The organism is Gordonia sp. CPCC 205333 (assembly GCF_048537885.1).
In the GTDB taxonomy this organism is placed as follows: Bacteria; Actinomycetota; Actinomycetes; order Mycobacteriales; family Mycobacteriaceae; genus Gordonia.
The window spans coordinates 261,710-276,633 of sequence record NZ_JBCLVI010000003.1 but is presented as its reverse complement, the minus strand read 5'-3'; the positions used below and the strand labels follow the sequence as shown (position 1 = coordinate 276,633).

Genomic DNA, 14,924 nt, shown 5'->3' with positions numbered 1-14,924 from the left:
GCGAGCCATATCTAGACCTGCGAAACCCCTGCTGCTAGCCGTCGGCACTGTGGTGGCAACGATTCTCGTACTGACCGGCTGCACGACCGCGCCCCTCGACAACGGCGGCGCATCATCGTCGGCAACGTCACGACTCCGATCAGGCCCTTCGACAGCGACGCTCGACGGGCCGGCCGTCGTCCCCATCGCGAATGACCCGGTGCCGGCACTGCCTGCCACCGCCGATTCCGTGGCAACCGGATCGCACCCCGCGGGCAAGGTCACGGTTACCGACACCAGTCGCATCGTCGCCGTCGATCGCAATGGCACCTTGGGCAATATCGTCTTCTCGCTCGGCCTGGGTTCCCGCGTCGTCGGCCGTGATATGTCGACAACCTTCCCGCAGGCGGCCACACTTCCCCTCGTCACCAATCGCGGACACAGCCTCAACGCTGAGGCCACTCTGGCGCTCAACCCCTCCGTTGTACTGATCGACTCGCAAACCATCCCACCGCAGGCCGTCGAGCAGATCCGTTCATCGGGGATTCCGGTTGTCGCGTTCAGCTCTACTCGCACAATCGAATCGACGCCGGCATTGATCGCTTCGGTCGCCACGGCGCTCGGTGTACCCGACGTGGGCGCGAAACTTGTTACTCGGACGAAGTCCCAGATCGACGCTATGCGCGCCGCCCTGCCCTCGCCAACCGGTGATCCTCGAATGGCATTCCTTTATATCCGCGGACCGCGGCTGATTCTGCTCGCCGGGCCCAATTCCGGCGCGGACAATCTCGTCGCTGCGCTCGGCGGCCAGGACGCGGGCACCGCTTCGGGTCTCACCGGCGCTTTCACCGCCGTCAATGCCGAGGCTCTGGCGAATGCCAACCCTGACGTCATATTGGTGATGAGCCAGGGCGCGGATTCGGTTGGCGGCATCGACGGCGTCCTGAAGCTGCCGGGCCTATCGGACACCAATGCGGGCAAAGCACGACGCATCGTCTCGATGGACGAGACCGAGATTCTGTCCTTCGGCCCCGACGTCGGGCGGGTACTGCAGGCCCTCGCGAAATCGATCTACCAGTGACCGCTGCCACCGTCGAGAAGAAGACTGGCCGCTCGGTCCCCAGAATCACCCGTGGCGCAGGAATTCTCGTCGGATTGTTGGTGCTCACCGTCGTGGTGGTCGTCATCTCGGCCGGGACCGGGCAGATCCACATCTCCCCCGCCGAGGTCCTCGGCAGCATCGCCCACCATTTCCGGGTTGAGGTGGGGCCGATGCCAGCGGATCCGCAGGGTGAGCACACCCTGTGGACCATTCGGCTGCCGCGAATCATCTTGGGGCTCTTGATCGGTGCCGCGCTAGGTACTGCCGGCTGCCTGATGCAGGGCGTATTGGCCAACCCACTCGCCGAACCCGGCGTCATCGGCGTGTCCTCGGGCGCCGCAGTCGGTGCCTGCGCCGTGATCGTGATCGGCGGTGTCGGGGTGAACGGCTGGCTGCTGGCCGCGGCGGCATTCGTCGCCGCGCTGATCACCGTGGCCGCCGTCTACCTTATGTCGCTGCGCAACGGTACGTCGTCGTCGATCATGTTGGTACTCACCGGAATCGCCGTGAATGCCTTCGCGCTCGGCATCATCGCCTACTTCACGTTTCTCGCGTCGACCGCGGCTCGCGAACAGATCGTCTTCTGGCAGTTGGGCTCACTGACGGCGTCGACGTGGGGCGCCATTTGGGTGGTACTGCCCCTGGTGGTCGCGGGCGTCGGGGCCGCATTCCTGCTGGTTCGCAAACTCGATCTGCTCGCCTTGGGCGAAGTCCAAGCCGCATCTCTCGGCGTCGACGTCGAGTCGGTACGGCGGCAAACCATCGTGCTGGTCGCCATCTTGACCGCAGCCGGTGTCGCGTTCACCGGAATCATCATGTTCGTCGGGCTGGTGATACCCCATGTGATGCGACTGATCGTCGGGCCGCGTCACTCAATCTTGTTACCCGCCAGCGTTGTCGGCGGTGCGCTCGTCATCGCCGCAGCCGACCTTGCGGCCCGAACGATGATGACCGGCGCCGACCTACCTCTTGGCATGCTGACGTCGTTGATCGGTGGGCCAGCCTTCTTCATTCTGCTGCGTCGCAGCCGTAACGCAGGGGCGTCGTGGTGATCGCCGACGGAGCTAGTGTTCTTGCCGCACATAATGTCTCGATCACACTCGACGGACGCGAAATAGTTTCCGATGTCGAGTTGTCGGTGGCCAGCGGGGAGATTGTCGCGCTCGTCGGTCCCAACGGCTGCGGCAAGTCGACCCTGTTGTCGGCATTGGGTGGCTTTCGCGCACCGTCGTCGGGCCAGGTCGAGTTATGCGGCGACACCGTCGGCGCTCTATCGGCGAAAGAGATGGGTCGGCGTCGAGCCGTTGTGACACAACATAATCGACCCGATATCGGCTTCACTGTCAGCGAAGTCGTCGAGATGGGCCGCTATCCGTGGTTGCGCACCCCACAGGCAGCCGACTCGGCTCAAATCATCGACGATGCGGTCGCCGACTGTGACCTCGCCGATCTCGTGGATCGTCCGGTATCCCGGCTGTCCGGCGGACAGCAAGCGCGCGTCGCGTTGGCTCGCGCATTGACTCAGCGCACACCGGTACTGCTGCTCGACGAGCCAACCGCTGCCCTCGACATCGCCCATCAAGAGGCGACACTTCAGGTCCTGCGGCGTGCCCGCGATCGCGGTGTGGCGATACTCATTGTGGTACATGACCTTTCACTCGCTGCCGCATATGCCGACCGGGTGGCCTTGATGAAATCGGGACGGATCGTCGCGATCGGCACCCCCGAGACGGTGCTGACCGACACGCTACTGTCGGAAATCTACGACCACCCGGTGGAAATCATCGCGCACCCGCGTACCGGTCAGTCGGTGATCGTGCCGCGACGGGAGTGAGCTCAGTAGCGCTCTAGGAGGCACTCAACTGGGCCTAGCCCAACATCGACAGGAAATCCCTAGTCACGGCAACGGCATTCGTCGAGTCTCCACCACCGACAAGCAAGGTCGCGAACGCCAGATCGCCCCGATAACCGGCGAACCACGCGTGTGAACCGCCGGCGAATTCGGCCTCACCGGTCTTACCGAATACCGCTCCCTGCCCAGCGACGACTGTCGCGGTACCTTCGGTAACCACGGCGCGCATCATTGACCTGAGCTGGTCGATCACACCCGCTGCGATAGTAGGTTGCGGCCCTTCGACTTTCGTGGTCCTGCCGAGGATCAACTGGGGCGTCGGCGCCGACCCGTGCGCGGCCGTCGCGGCTACCAAGGCCATTCCCAGCGGGCTGGCAAGAACTTTGCCCTGACCGAAGCCATCCTCACTGCGAGCGACGAGTTCGGGCGCGATCGGCACCGAGCCGGATACCGCGTCAAGTCCGGCGATCGTGTACTTGCGGCCAAGTCCCATCGCCGCGGCCATACTCGCAAGGTCGGCCGGCCCCATTTCGCTGGCGAGTTTGGCGAATGTGGTGTTGCACGAGTTCGCGAAAGCGCTCAACATCGAGACCGTACCCAACGAGAATTTGTCGTAGTTCGGGATGAGGCGTGGCCCGATTTGGATCTCGCCGGGGCATGGCACCTGCGTGGCCGGGTGCGCCAGGTTGTGGGTGATCGCCGCCGACGCCGTGACTATCTTGAACGTCGAACCCGGTGGATACAGACCCGTGGTGGCTATCGGTCCGTCCCGGTCAGCCGACGGATTCTGCGCGATCGCCAGAATATTTCCGGTCGACGGCTGGATGACCACCATCGCCGTCTTGAATCGCGAACTGCCGTTGACCGCCGTCTGCGCCGCGCGCTGCATCCGCTTGGACAGTGTCAGCGTCACCGCCGGTGCGGGTTTCGCGGCATTCTCCGACACGATGTCGGCGACCAAACCATTCGGGTTGACCACCGCGATCCGCCAGCCGACGGTGCCTTCAAGTTCAGAACCGACTTCTTTCTTCACTTGCGAGAGCAGCGCCGGTGCGAACTGTTTGTCGGTCGCGGTCAATTCCGCCTGATCGGTGGCGATCACACCCGGGATGGCGAGCTGGTCACGCAGCCGGTCGAAGTCCGCATTGCTCAGGCGCGCAATGGGATACGGATCCTCACTCGCGGTGGACTGCTCGATGACGGTCTGCGCCGCGAGTGACGGGTTGAACCGCCCGACCGCGGCCAGCAGGCGAGTAACCGAGTCGACGACATTGCCGCCCGCGTCGGCTGCTGCCTTGGCGTCGAAGCTGACGCCGACCATCGTGCCGTTGATCATCACGGCCGATCCATCGGCCTCGTTGACCGCTGCTCGCGGTGCTTCGGTGACTTGAAAGACCAGTTTCTGGTTCGCGCCCAGATCCGGATGGATATCGGTCGACGTCCAACGGACGCCCCAACCACCATCGGTACGGCCCGCGACGACCGGCGCCTTATACGTCCACTCCCGCCCACGCGGGAGCTTCCAGGTGTAGGTCACTTCGACGTTCGCGGTATCGGCGTTGATCTGCGTCTTACCAGCGGTTGCGGTCATCTCGCTCGCCTGAAGTCCGCGCCACACGCTGCGCATGGCCGGTTCCGCCGCGACTTTGTTATCGGTCTGCGTTGCCGCAGCAGCGACATCACCGGCCGCGAACTCAGTCAGGAATCGCTGGACGGCCTGACGCGGACCATCGTCGGACGTCGAACACGCGGTCATTCCCACAAGCATCGCGACGCACGCCACCAGGGTCGTGACCGTGGCGCCACGTCGCTGAATTCTCATCATCGTCAATGATTTTAGGGCGACTGAGCGGCACCGTCGGGTTGCCACACTGTCGTGGTTGACAAATGACATTGTGAGAGTCACTATCATTTTCGATACACTCTCACTTAGGAGACTTCGTGCCTCAACCACACAATCGTTCGCCGTGGACCGCCCTCGCGGTGCTGGCATTCGCGATGCTCATCATCGGCCTGGACACAATGGTCCTGACTGTCGCGTTACCAACCCTCGCGCGTGACCTGGACGCTTCCACCACGGAACTTCAATGGATCACCACGTCTTACCCACTTGCCCTCGGCGCGTTCATGATTCCGTTCGGAGCGCTGGGCGACCGATTAGGACGTGGACGACTGCTGGCACTCGCCCTGATCGGATTCGGGGCGTCATCGGCACTGTGCGCGTTCGCCACCACTCCCGAACTGCTCATTGGTGGCCGGGTCGCCCTTGGGATCTGCGCCGCTGCGGCCATGCCGATGTCGATGGCGGTGCTCCCCGACCTGTTCCCCGACACAACCGAGCGAAACCGGGCGCTAGGCATCTGGATGGCATCTTCGGCGGCAGGTATGCCGCTTGGCCCAATCCTGGGAGGCTTTCTGCTGCAGCATTTCTGGTGGGGTTCGGTATTCCTCATCAATGTGCCTATCGCGGCAATCGCCGCTGTCGCGGTCTGGTTCCTGATCCCCAATACCCGGAGCCGAACAACCGCACGGTTCGATGTCTTCGGAGCAGCACTATCCATCGTCGGATTCGGCGCCCTTGTCGCCGCGTTCACGCAAGCTGGCGAATCAGGCTGGACCTCAGCACAATTCGCCGCGCTGCTCGCGGCAGCCGCAGTGACCATGGGGATTTTCATTCGGCACGAACTGCGAACGCCGACTCCGCTGGTGCGCTTGACCCTGTTCGCCCGCCGCGGTTTTCTCGCCGGGACAGTGTTGGCGTCGGCCACCATGGTGTTGCTGGCAAGCGTGACATTCCAACTCGCTCAAGTCTTTTCGGTCGCGTTCGACGCCGATGCGCTCGGCGTCGGGTTGCGGCTGTTGCCGGTCGTGCTGGGCCTGATCGTCGGCACCAGGATCAGCGGCCGAGCGGTGCAGCGATTCAATGCCCGTGCCGTCGCCATGGCATCAATCGCGCTACTTGGCGCGTCGAGCGCGGTGCAGGCGGTCAGTGCCGACGGCGGGACAGTGACCTACCTGGTGATCACCGTGTTACTCGGTGTCGGACTCGGATCAATCCTGCCGCTTGCGATGGGGATGGCAATGAACGACTTAGACGTTAACGACGCCGGGTCAGGCTCGGCGCTGCTGCAATCGACTAGGCAGATCTCGGCGGCACTCGGCGTCGCGGTATTCGGCTCCGTTGTTGCGACGGTGTACTCCGGTCGGCTGCATGACGTCGAGTTGCCCGCAGCTCTACGCGACGTCGCCTCCGGCAACGTGGTGGCTGTCACCGAACAACTTCGTCACACGGCGCCCGGCGTAGTGCCAGGTGTTGTGAGCGCGTATGAACACGGCATCGCCGTCGCCGGCGTCCTCGGCGTCGGATTTGCGGCGATCCTGATGGTCTTATGTCTGTTGATTCCGGCACAATCGAACCGTGGCGAGCAACCCGCGACTGAACCGTCGCGAACCGAAACCCCCAACGCCGAGCAAAGCGAAGGCAATGCCGAAGATCGATCAGCTCGGACTCCGTGAGCGCAAAAAGCGCAAGACTCGTGTCACGTTGCGCAAAGTCGCCTACGAGCTGTTCCGGGAGAAGGGCTACGACAACACCACAGTTGCCGAAATCGCCGAAGCGGCCGAAGTGTCTCCCGCGACTTTCTTCAGATACTTCTCAACCAAAGAGGCGCTGGTCATCGAGGATGACTACGACGCCGTCTTCCTCGCCAACATGGCACCCATCGAGCCGGGGAGCAACCCCGCCGCACAGATTCTCCGAATCGGCGCGAGGATCTTCAGCGAGTTGGACGACGACACGCGCAGTACTGAAGTCGAACGCGGCCGGCTGCTGCAATCATCGGCCAGCCTGCGTGCGGCACAGGCAGTCGCGACCGAGCGCACCGCTGACCAATTGGTCCGATCGATAACCGAACAGGCAACCGTACCCGTCGACGAACTGGCCGTACGAGCAATGGTCGGGGCGATAATCGGCGCCGTCGATCAAGTGAGCCGCAACGGCGCCGAGTTGAACCCGGAAACCATGCGTGTGCTCGCTGATCTCTTCGAGCAGGGATTGCCTATTTCGCGATCCGCGAAGTAGTGCTTCCCCTGTCAGTCGATCAGCACCGTCGCGAACGTCCCCACCTGACTGAAGCCAACCGACTGGTAAACATTTCGGGCCCGACCGTTGAAGTCGTTCACGTACAAGCTGGGCAGCCGCCCGTTGTCCAGTACCGCCTGAGCAACCGCGGCAGTGCCGCCAACCCCGTACCCATGACCACGCAGATGCGGTGCAACCCAGACGCCTTGGATCTGCCCGACTCGTCGGGACAGGGAGCCGATCTCCGCCTTGAAAACAATGTCGGGGCCGTCGAAACGCGCGAAGACCCGGTGTGAATTGATCAGCGCCGTCAGTCGACGTCGATAGGCGCGGCCTCCGTCGCCGGCACATGGATCCACTCCGACCTCACCGATGAACATCTCCACGGCTGCCGGCACGTATGCCTCTAGATCGTCCGGTGTCACCACTCGCACCTGCGGGTCGGGAGGGACGAGCAATTCGTTCTGTAATGCCATCAATGGCTGATTGCCGCGGATCTCGCGAGCGGGACCCCAGGCGGGGCAGAGGATCGACCACAGTGGCTCGATGAACTCAGCGTGGCCAACTATCGACGAACAGGCACGCGGCGTCGCCAACGCCCGATCCGCGAAATAGTTCATGTCAGAATTGTTGCCACGCAACGGAATTAGATTTGCACCGTTGAAACATAGGGATGCGGCGGGATCACCGGCACTCCACAACTGCCCGCCAAGCGAGCGTGGCTCAATGCCATGCGCTTCCACCCGCGCGGCAACCATCGCGGTACCCACTGGGTCGGCGTCGAGGGCCCGAATGACCGCGGCGGCGTCGGCCGCACCTAGCGACCGCTCACCCAGAAGCTTCAACACTCCCGACACCTCATCCCTACCGTGGCACGCGACACGCGCCGTCGTCGTGACCTAGCCGACGGTGACGACCGGCGGCCCGACGGAACTTCCGTCACCATCCTGACCTGATTGTTCCGCGATGCGCAGCGCTTCTTCAATTAATGTTTCGACAATCTGCGACTCGGGCACCGTTTTGATCACTTCGCCCTTGACGAAGATCTGGCCGCGCCCGTTACCGGAAGCTACGCCGAGGTCGGCCTCGCGGGCCTCGCCGGGACCGTTTACCACGCAGCCCATCACTGCGACACGCAGTGGAACCTCCATACCTTCGAGGCCCGCGGTCACCTCGTTGGCCAACTTGTAGACGTCGACCTGCGCGCGACCACACGACGGGCAGGACACGATCTCAAGTTTGCGGGGCCGCAGATTCAGCGATTGCAAGATCTGATCGCCGACTTTGACCTCTTCGGCCGGTGGCGCCGACAGCGATACGCGGATGGTGTCGCCGATGCCCTGCGACAGCAATGCACCGAAGGCCACCGACGACTTGATGGTGCCCTGAAACGCCGGACCGGCTTCGGTGACGCCGAGGTGTAGCGGGTAGTCGCATTGCGCAGCGAGTTGCCGATAGGCCTCCACCATGATCACCGGGTCGTTGTGTTTAACCGAGATCTTGATATCGCCGAAGCCGTGTTCCTCGAACAGTCCCGCTTCCCACAGCGCGGATTCGACGAGGGCTTCCGGCGTGGCCTTACCGTATTTCTTGAGCAGGCGGGGGTCGAGTGAACCCGCGTTGACGCCGATCCGGATAGGAATACCCGCGTCACCGGCCGCCTGCGCGACTTCCTTCACCCGACCGTCGAATTCCTTGATATTGCCGGGGTTCACGCGGACGGCGGCACATCCGGCGTCGATCGCGGCGAAGATGTAGCGCGGCTGGAAGTGGATGTCGGCGATGACCGGGATCTTCGACTTCTTCGCGATGATCGGCAATGCCTCGGCGTCCTCTTGGCGTGGACACGCGACCCGCACGATGTCACAGCCCGACGCCGTAAGGGCGGCGATCTGCTGCAAAGTCGCGTTGATGTCATGAGTCTTCGTCGTCGTCATGGACTGGACCGAGATCGGCGAATCCGAACCGACTCCAACGCTGCCGACTTTGAACTGGCGCGTCACGCGGCGCGGAGCCAACACCGGCGGTGGGCCAGCTGGCATACCCAAGCCGATCACGGGTGCGGATGTTGCGAGGTTGTCAGTCATCTCATGTCTTTTCGTATGTCAGAAGAGCGGGATGGGGTTCACGATGTCAGCTGTCAACGTCAGCACCATGAACGCACCGAGAACGATCACCACCGCATATGTGAGCGGCATCAGTTTCATGTAGTCGACTGGACCACGCGCGGTGCGACCGAACCAGCGTCGAACGGTGTCGCGGCCTTTCTCATATCCGACTATCGCGATATGCCCGCCGTCGAGTGGGAGCAGCGGCACCAAATTGAATAGCCCGAGAAAGAAGTTGATGCTGATCAGCAGGAGCAGGAAGACTTCCCAGGCGCCATGTTCGACGGCCTGTCCCCCCGCAACCGATGCGCCGTACACGCTGATCGGCGTGTCCATGGCACGTTGACCGCCGGTAACCGCCGTCCATAATTTGCCCACCTTCGAGGGCATCGACAACAACGCATCCCAGGTCGCGTTGACCAGATCACCGGTGAAAACGAATGTGCCGGGAATGGCGCTGGCCGCATTGTAATGAGCCCAACTCGGCGGCGGAGTAAACCCGACGCCAATCCGGTGCATCTGTTCGGACTTCGTTTCCGTCGACGACTTGGAGATGACGGTGGTGACCTGCGGTACGACGGTGAAGTTCAACCGCTGACCGGCTCGATCCACGGTCACTGCAACGGGTCCGCCACCTTTTCCGATCAGGTCGGATACCTGGCTGTAGTCGGATACCGGTTTGCCGTTGACCGCGACGATCGTGTCGCCCGCACGCAGGCCCTGCGCCGCCGCAGGTCCTGAGCCCGTGCAGGGTGCCGCTTGAGGTGCGGCCGTCTTCGAGATGGTCGTACTCGACGGCACACAGGTGACTTCGGTGACCTTCGCCGGCACCGGATCGGGGTTAAGGATCGGCAATCCCCAGCCGACCGCGAGCACGTAGATGAGGACAAAGCCAAGGATGAAATTCTGCGCCGGACCGGCCAACAGGACGACGACCCGCTTCCACGGTTTCTGCAGGTACATCGCGCGCGGGCGGTCGGCCTCGTCGATCTCGTCATACGGCGTCATGCCTGCGATATCGCAGAATCCGCCAAGGGGCAGCGCTTTGAAGCCGTATTCCGTCTCGCCCCGGCGGGTTGACCAGATGGTTGGACCGAAGCCGACGAAAAACCGCCGCACCTTCATACCAGTGCGCTGAGCGGCCCACATGTGACCGCACTCGTGCCAGGCGACTGACAACAGCAGCGCCACGGCGAACAGCACGACGCCCACCACAAAACTCACTCGCTGGTCAACTCTCTCTCACGCCGACTTTCGGGGCTGCCAAAGGATCTCGACGGGCTCGCCACCTATGCGATCTCGGCTGCCCGGCGTCGGGCCCACGTATCGGCTGCGAACACTTCTTCCAGACTACCTGGTGAATTGGCCCATTGATCCGCCTCGGACACGACATCGGCGATGGTCTCGACGATTCGCGGAAAGGCAATCCGACCTGCGAAGAACGCGTCCGCGGCCGCTTCATTGGCCGCGTTGAACACTGCGGTGAGACTTCCGCCACGTCGACCGGCATCGCGCGCGAGCTCGATTGCCGGAAACACGGCGTTGTCGACCGGCTCGAACGTCCATTCCGATGCGGTGGAGAAGTCGCAGGCCACCGAGGCTCCGGGCACGCGGTCGGGCCAGCCGAGCGCCAACGCGATCGGCAGTTTCATCGACGGCGGCGACGCCTTCGCGACCGTCGCGCCGTCGACGAACGTGACCATCGAGTGCACGATCGATTGCGGGTGGACGGTGACGTCGATGTGATCGTAGTCGACGTCGAAGAGCAGATGCGCCTCGATGACTTCGAGTGCCTTGTTGACCAACGTTGCCGAGTTAAGGGTGATCAATGGCCCCATTGACCAGGTCGGATGCTTCCCGGCCTGTTCAGGCGTGACATCGGTGAGCTGTTCACGCGTCCAGCCGCGAAAGGGTCCACCCGACGCCGTCAGCACCAATCGATCAACTTCGCCAGCGGTTCCGGCTCGCAGGCACTGAGCGATGGCCGAGTGTTCAGAGTCGACCGGCACGATCTGGCCGGGTGCCGCGGCGTCGAGGACTAGCGACCCGCCAGCGACCAACGACTCCTTGTTGGCCAACGCGAGTCGCGCGCCCGAGCGCAGCGCGGCGATACTCGGCGCGAGACCCAGCGACCCGACGACGGCATTCAGGACGACGTCGGCCGGACATGCCTCGACCAAGTCGGCCATCGCCGCCGGGCCGGTCAGCACTGTGCCGCCGAGGGCGTCACCGATTCTCGCACCGGCGCCCGGATCAGCGACGCCGATTGCGCCGGCTCCGATTCCGAATGCCTTCGCCTGCGAAATCAGCAGTTCGACGTTCCCACCACCGGCTCCCAACCCAACAACTTCGAATAGTTCCGGGTTGGCGGCAATGACCTCGAGTGCCTGGGTGCCGATCGATCCGGTTGAACCAAGGATGAGGACGCTGGTGCGCGATTCGACGGGAGTCACCCACCTATTCTCACCCACGCAGCCATCCCCCTTCGCACCGCGATGCGGTGGGTCCGGTTATGCTGTAGACCGACCTACTACAGACCGTCGCATATCCGCGACGATCCCGGAGTTCACAGGAGTTGATCGTGGCTGAAACCGCAGTGCAGGAACACGATTCGCACGCGTCGATCGACACCGGCTGGAAGCGCGAGCCCGCCGACGCACCGTCGGCGCGATTCGGCTGGCATGGACAAGGTCGCAAATCCTTCATGGTCATCGGCTGGCTGTTCGTCGTATTTCTGCTGGCGATGATGATCGGCAATCACCACGGCAAGGTCGAGGACCTGTACCTAATCGGGTTCGCCGCGGTGTTGGCGTTCTTCCTGATCAAGAACTCCATCCCCTCGCGTCGCCGCTGGCAGCGCTGAGCCTCGCACACACCCACTTAAGATAATCGTCCCCGGCACCGATTCGGTGCCGGGGATAATTGGTTTCGCGGTCCCCTACGCCTCTTCGGCCGCCAACTGACCGCACGCGGCCGCGATCTCCTGGCCACGGGTATCTCGCACGGTGCAGGAAACGCCCTGTTCGCGCACTCGGCGGACGAACTCCTTTTCCACGGGTTTAGGACTGGCGTCCCATTCCGACCCCGGCGTCGGATTCAGTGGGATGAGGTTCACATGCACCAGCGAGCCAAGTGCCTTATGTAGCTTCTTGCCGAGCAGGTCCGCGCGCCACGGCTGGTCATTCACATCACGAATGAGCGCGTATTCGATGGACACTCGCCTACCGGAGGTGTCGGCGTAATAGCGTGCGGCGTCGAGCACCTCTTTGACTGACCAGCGATTGTTGACTGGCACCAATGTGTCCCGCAGTTCGTCGTCAGGGGTGTGCAGTGACACCGCGAGAGTGACCGACAGCCCCTCGTCGGCGAGCCGGCGGATCGCCGGCGCGAGTCCAACGGTGGATACGGTCACCGAACGCGCCGAGATCCCCAGTCCGTCGGGAGCCGGTGAGATGATCTTGCGGACCGCATCGACGACGCGTTTGTAATTCGCGAGCGGCTCACCCATTCCCATGAACACGACATTCGACAGTCGGCCCGGCTCGCCGAACTCGCCGTCACGCAACGCACGCGCCGCGGACCGCACTTGGTCAACGATCTCGGCCGTCGACAGATTCCGATCAAGGCCACCCTGTCCGGTCGCGCAGAACGGGCACGCCATTCCACAGCCGGCCTGGCTGGAGATACACAGCGTATTGCGGTCGGTGTAGCGCATCAGAACACTCTCCAGCAGAGTGCCATCATGTAAGCGCCACAATGTCTTTCGCGTGGAATTGTCATCGGTGAAGACGTCTCGTACCGAGGTCATCAGCGTCGGAAACAGCTGCGTCCCGACGTCGGCACGTTGGGCAGCGGGGACGTCGGTCATTTCTTCGACATCGGCGTTGAGTCGGCCGAAATACTGCTTGGCCAACTGGTTCGCCCGGAACTTCGGCAGTCCCAGTTTCGCCACCGCCGCAACCCGTTCGTCCGCCGAGAGGTCGGCGAAATGGGTTGGCGGTTTGCCACGCTTGGGCGCGTCGAAAACCAGTGGCAGTGAAGTCATGATTCCTATTGTCCCATGTCCGGGAGTGTGTTTCGCGACACCGCGTCGACCACCACGGCCAATTGGTCATCGAATCGCCGTTCCGACGGTCGGAAGATGTGATGTCCTGCCTGAACTGTGAGCGGACGATCGGCTCCGACGATCGCATCTCGGTCATCGAGTGAATATCTCGACGCGTCCGCCCGTTCCTGTTCTTCGATCACAAATCCGACGACGAAGGACGTGACGATCTCGAAGGCGTCGATGACGGCCTCCAGCACAATTCCCTGTTCGACCCACGTACGCAGGCTGTCCTCCTGAGTGCGGAGCAATTCCGGGTCGGTGAGTCGTGTTCCGCTAAATGTTCGTGCGCCGTCCCGGTGTCGCAGATACTCCGCGCGCATGGCTTCGGCGTATCCGCGCAATGCGCCTGTGAAGTCGACGTCGCCCGGCAATGCGGCCACGCGACTTCCGATCCGTCGCACCACTTCGGTGCCCATCTCGTCCAGTAGCGCCTGCTTCGACTCGACATGCCAGTACAGGGCCGGCGCTTTGACGCCCAGTCGAGTGGCAAGCGCCCGGACCGTGAGCCCTTCGATTCCCACCGCATCCAGGACGTCGAAGGCGGCTGCGACGATCACTTGACGAGTCAGTCTTTGCGGCACGCTTGACACTTTAACACCGTTAGAGAATGCTGGTCATAGCCAATTTAACTTTGTTAAGGAGAATTCAAATGAAGGCAGCTGTCGTGTCCACGCCGAATGCGACCCCGACGTATTCCGACTTTCCCGAGCCTCGGGTCGATGACCGGCACATCATCGTCGACCTGGTCGCCGCCGGAATCCATCCAATAGTTCGCTCGCGAATCTCCGGCCAGCACTACAGCAGCGACGGCAACTGGCCCGCGGTTCCGGGTGTAGACGCGGTCGCACGAACAGCCGACGGCCGCCTCATCTACACCGGGTTCGTCGATGCCCCGTGGGGAACGATGGCCGAACGACTGGCGGTCCCCGCCGCATTCAGCTGCGAACTCCCCGAAGGGACAGATCCACTGGCGGTTGCCGCCGGATGCAATCCCGGCTTGGCGTCGTGGATTCCACTGGCCCGCCGGGCCGACCACCTCGACGGCGATTTGGGAACCGTTCTCATTTTGGGGGCTACCGGAATGGCCGGCCGCATAGCCATCGACAACGCCTTCGCTCTCGGAGCGAAGCGGGTCGTGGCTGTTGGCCGGCAGACCGAAGTCCTCGCCGACCGGGCTGACCAACACCTAAACGCCACCGGGACAAGCGGATTGCATATCGTCACGTTGGGTGCGGATGGGCCGGGCACCGACGCTGAGGCCATCACCGCCACCCTGCGCGGGCAACCGCCGACAACCGTCATCGACTTCGTGTGGGGTTCGGTGGCCGAGTCGGCCTTCGCCGCGTTGGGCCACCCAAGTCTCGATACCGACGACTTCGAGGTCACCCATATCGAAATCGGCACAATGGCCGGAGCTGACGCGAAGGTGCCCGGGGCACTACTGCGCAGCCGTGGCTACACCCTGTCCGGAAGCGGCCTCGGTGGCACTCCCCTGCCCGAGATCCTCCGCCGACTACCCGAATTTATCGGCCAAATCGCAAGCGGCGCAGTGCATATCCCGTACACGGCATATCCATTGCCTGAGATCGACACCGCCTGGACAACCTCGAGCGACACCCGTGCGGTAGTCACACCGAACTGACTGAACGCGCAGAAGCTGGGCATCGCCGCCGGGAATGCGGTATCTTCTTGGG

General features: G+C 63.0%; 14 protein-coding genes. 7 read left to right on the top strand and 7 right to left on the bottom strand.

Annotated features, from left to right (window positions below; all coding sequences use genetic code 11):
- Positions 1-31: 31 nt before the first annotated feature.
- From AAFP29_RS11490 to AAFP29_RS11480, 3 genes are read left to right on the top strand one after another with little or no spacing between them, the layout of a single operon-like run.
- Positions 32-1,060 carry a heme/hemin ABC transporter substrate-binding protein gene (locus AAFP29_RS11490; protein WP_419218076.1) on the top strand — a complete coding sequence of 343 codons (1,029 nt, stop codon included), beginning with the start codon at positions 32-34 and terminating at the stop codon, positions 1,058-1,060.
- Positions 1,061-1,104: 44 nt separating this feature from the next.
- On the top strand, positions 1,105-2,133 hold the full coding sequence (locus AAFP29_RS11485) for a FecCD family ABC transporter permease (protein WP_419218075.1): 1,029 nt from the start codon (positions 1,105-1,107) through the stop codon (positions 2,131-2,133).
- Positions 2,127-2,915: a heme ABC transporter ATP-binding protein gene (locus AAFP29_RS11480; protein WP_419217499.1), complete on the top strand. Its 789-nt coding sequence runs from the start codon at positions 2,127-2,129 to the stop codon at positions 2,913-2,915. The genes AAFP29_RS11485 and AAFP29_RS11480 overlap by 7 nt, the downstream gene beginning before the upstream one ends.
- Before the next feature lie 34 nt (positions 2,916-2,949).
- Here the strand turns inward: AAFP29_RS11480 and AAFP29_RS11475 are convergent, their stop codons facing one another.
- Positions 2,950-4,758: a penicillin-binding transpeptidase domain-containing protein gene (locus tag AAFP29_RS11475; RefSeq protein ID WP_419217498.1), complete on the bottom strand. Its 1,809-nt coding sequence runs from the start codon at positions 4,756-4,758 to the stop codon at positions 2,950-2,952.
- Between the two features lie 116 nt (positions 4,759-4,874).
- Here AAFP29_RS11475 and AAFP29_RS11470 point away from each other — a divergent pair, with 116 nt between their 5' ends.
- Together AAFP29_RS11470 and AAFP29_RS11465 are read left to right on the top strand one after the other, a co-directional pair.
- Positions 4,875-6,449, top strand: a complete 1,575-nt coding sequence (locus AAFP29_RS11470; RefSeq protein ID WP_419217497.1) for an MFS transporter — start codon at positions 4,875-4,877, stop codon at positions 6,447-6,449.
- On the top strand, positions 6,418-7,014 hold the full coding sequence (locus tag AAFP29_RS11465) for a TetR/AcrR family transcriptional regulator (protein ID WP_419217496.1): 597 nt from the start codon (positions 6,418-6,420) through the stop codon (positions 7,012-7,014). The genes AAFP29_RS11470 and AAFP29_RS11465 overlap by 32 nt, the downstream gene beginning before the upstream one ends.
- Before the next feature lie 11 nt (positions 7,015-7,025).
- Here AAFP29_RS11465 and AAFP29_RS11460 read toward each other — a convergent pair whose 3' ends face one another.
- From AAFP29_RS11460 to dxr, 4 genes are all read right to left on the bottom strand, one after another.
- Positions 7,026-7,862, bottom strand: coding sequence for a GNAT family N-acetyltransferase (locus AAFP29_RS11460; protein ID WP_419217495.1), 837 nt, complete (start codon positions 7,860-7,862; stop codon positions 7,026-7,028).
- A 51-nt stretch (positions 7,863-7,913) separates the two neighbouring features.
- Positions 7,914-9,101 (bottom strand): flavodoxin-dependent (E)-4-hydroxy-3-methylbut-2-enyl-diphosphate synthase, encoded by a 1,188-nt coding sequence (ispG, locus tag AAFP29_RS11455; RefSeq protein WP_419217494.1) that lies wholly within the window; start codon positions 9,099-9,101, stop codon positions 7,914-7,916.
- An 18-nt stretch (positions 9,102-9,119) separates the two neighbouring features.
- Positions 9,120-10,346 carry a M50 family metallopeptidase gene (locus tag AAFP29_RS11450; RefSeq protein ID WP_419217493.1) on the bottom strand — a complete coding sequence of 409 codons (1,227 nt, stop codon included), beginning with the start codon at positions 10,344-10,346 and terminating at the stop codon, positions 9,120-9,122.
- Positions 10,347-10,411: 65 nt separating this feature from the next.
- Positions 10,412-11,575, bottom strand: coding sequence for a 1-deoxy-D-xylulose-5-phosphate reductoisomerase (gene dxr, locus AAFP29_RS11445; protein ID WP_419217492.1), 1,164 nt, complete (start codon positions 11,573-11,575; stop codon positions 10,412-10,414).
- Between the two features lie 128 nt (positions 11,576-11,703).
- Between dxr and AAFP29_RS11440 the strand changes: the two genes are divergently transcribed.
- Positions 11,704-11,985 (top strand): DUF2631 domain-containing protein, encoded by a 282-nt coding sequence (locus tag AAFP29_RS11440; protein WP_419217491.1) that lies wholly within the window; start codon positions 11,704-11,706, stop codon positions 11,983-11,985.
- Between the two features lie 75 nt (positions 11,986-12,060).
- Here AAFP29_RS11440 and rlmN read toward each other — a convergent pair whose 3' ends face one another.
- Positions 12,061-13,167, bottom strand: a complete 1,107-nt coding sequence (rlmN, locus tag AAFP29_RS11435; RefSeq protein WP_419217490.1) for a 23S rRNA (adenine(2503)-C(2))-methyltransferase RlmN — start codon at positions 13,165-13,167, stop codon at positions 12,061-12,063.
- Between the two features lie 5 nt (positions 13,168-13,172).
- Positions 13,173-13,811 (bottom strand): TetR/AcrR family transcriptional regulator C-terminal domain-containing protein, encoded by a 639-nt coding sequence (locus tag AAFP29_RS11430; RefSeq protein WP_419217489.1) that lies wholly within the window; start codon positions 13,809-13,811, stop codon positions 13,173-13,175.
- 68 nt (positions 13,812-13,879) lie between these two features.
- Between AAFP29_RS11430 and AAFP29_RS11425 the strand changes: the two genes are divergently transcribed.
- Positions 13,880-14,872, top strand: coding sequence for a zinc-binding alcohol dehydrogenase family protein (locus AAFP29_RS11425; protein ID WP_419217488.1), 993 nt, complete (start codon positions 13,880-13,882; stop codon positions 14,870-14,872).
- Positions 14,873-14,924 lie beyond the last annotated feature (52 nt).

Coding starts and splice junctions, on each gene's coding strand:
- AAFP29_RS11475 (WP_419217498.1), bottom strand. CDS start 4,758: ATGATGAGAATTCAGCGACGTGGCGCCACGGTCACGACCCTGGTGGCG.
- AAFP29_RS11465 (WP_419217496.1), top strand. CDS start 6,418: ATGCCGAAGATCGATCAGCTCGGACTCCGTGAGCGCAAAAAGCGCAAG.
- ispG (WP_419217494.1), bottom strand. CDS start 9,101: ATGACTGACAACCTCGCAACATCCGCACCCGTGATCGGCTTGGGTATG.
- rlmN (WP_419217490.1), bottom strand. CDS start 13,167: ATGACTTCACTGCCACTGGTTTTCGACGCGCCCAAGCGTGGCAAACCG.
- AAFP29_RS11425 (WP_419217488.1), top strand. CDS start 13,880: ATGAAGGCAGCTGTCGTGTCCACGCCGAATGCGACCCCGACGTATTCC.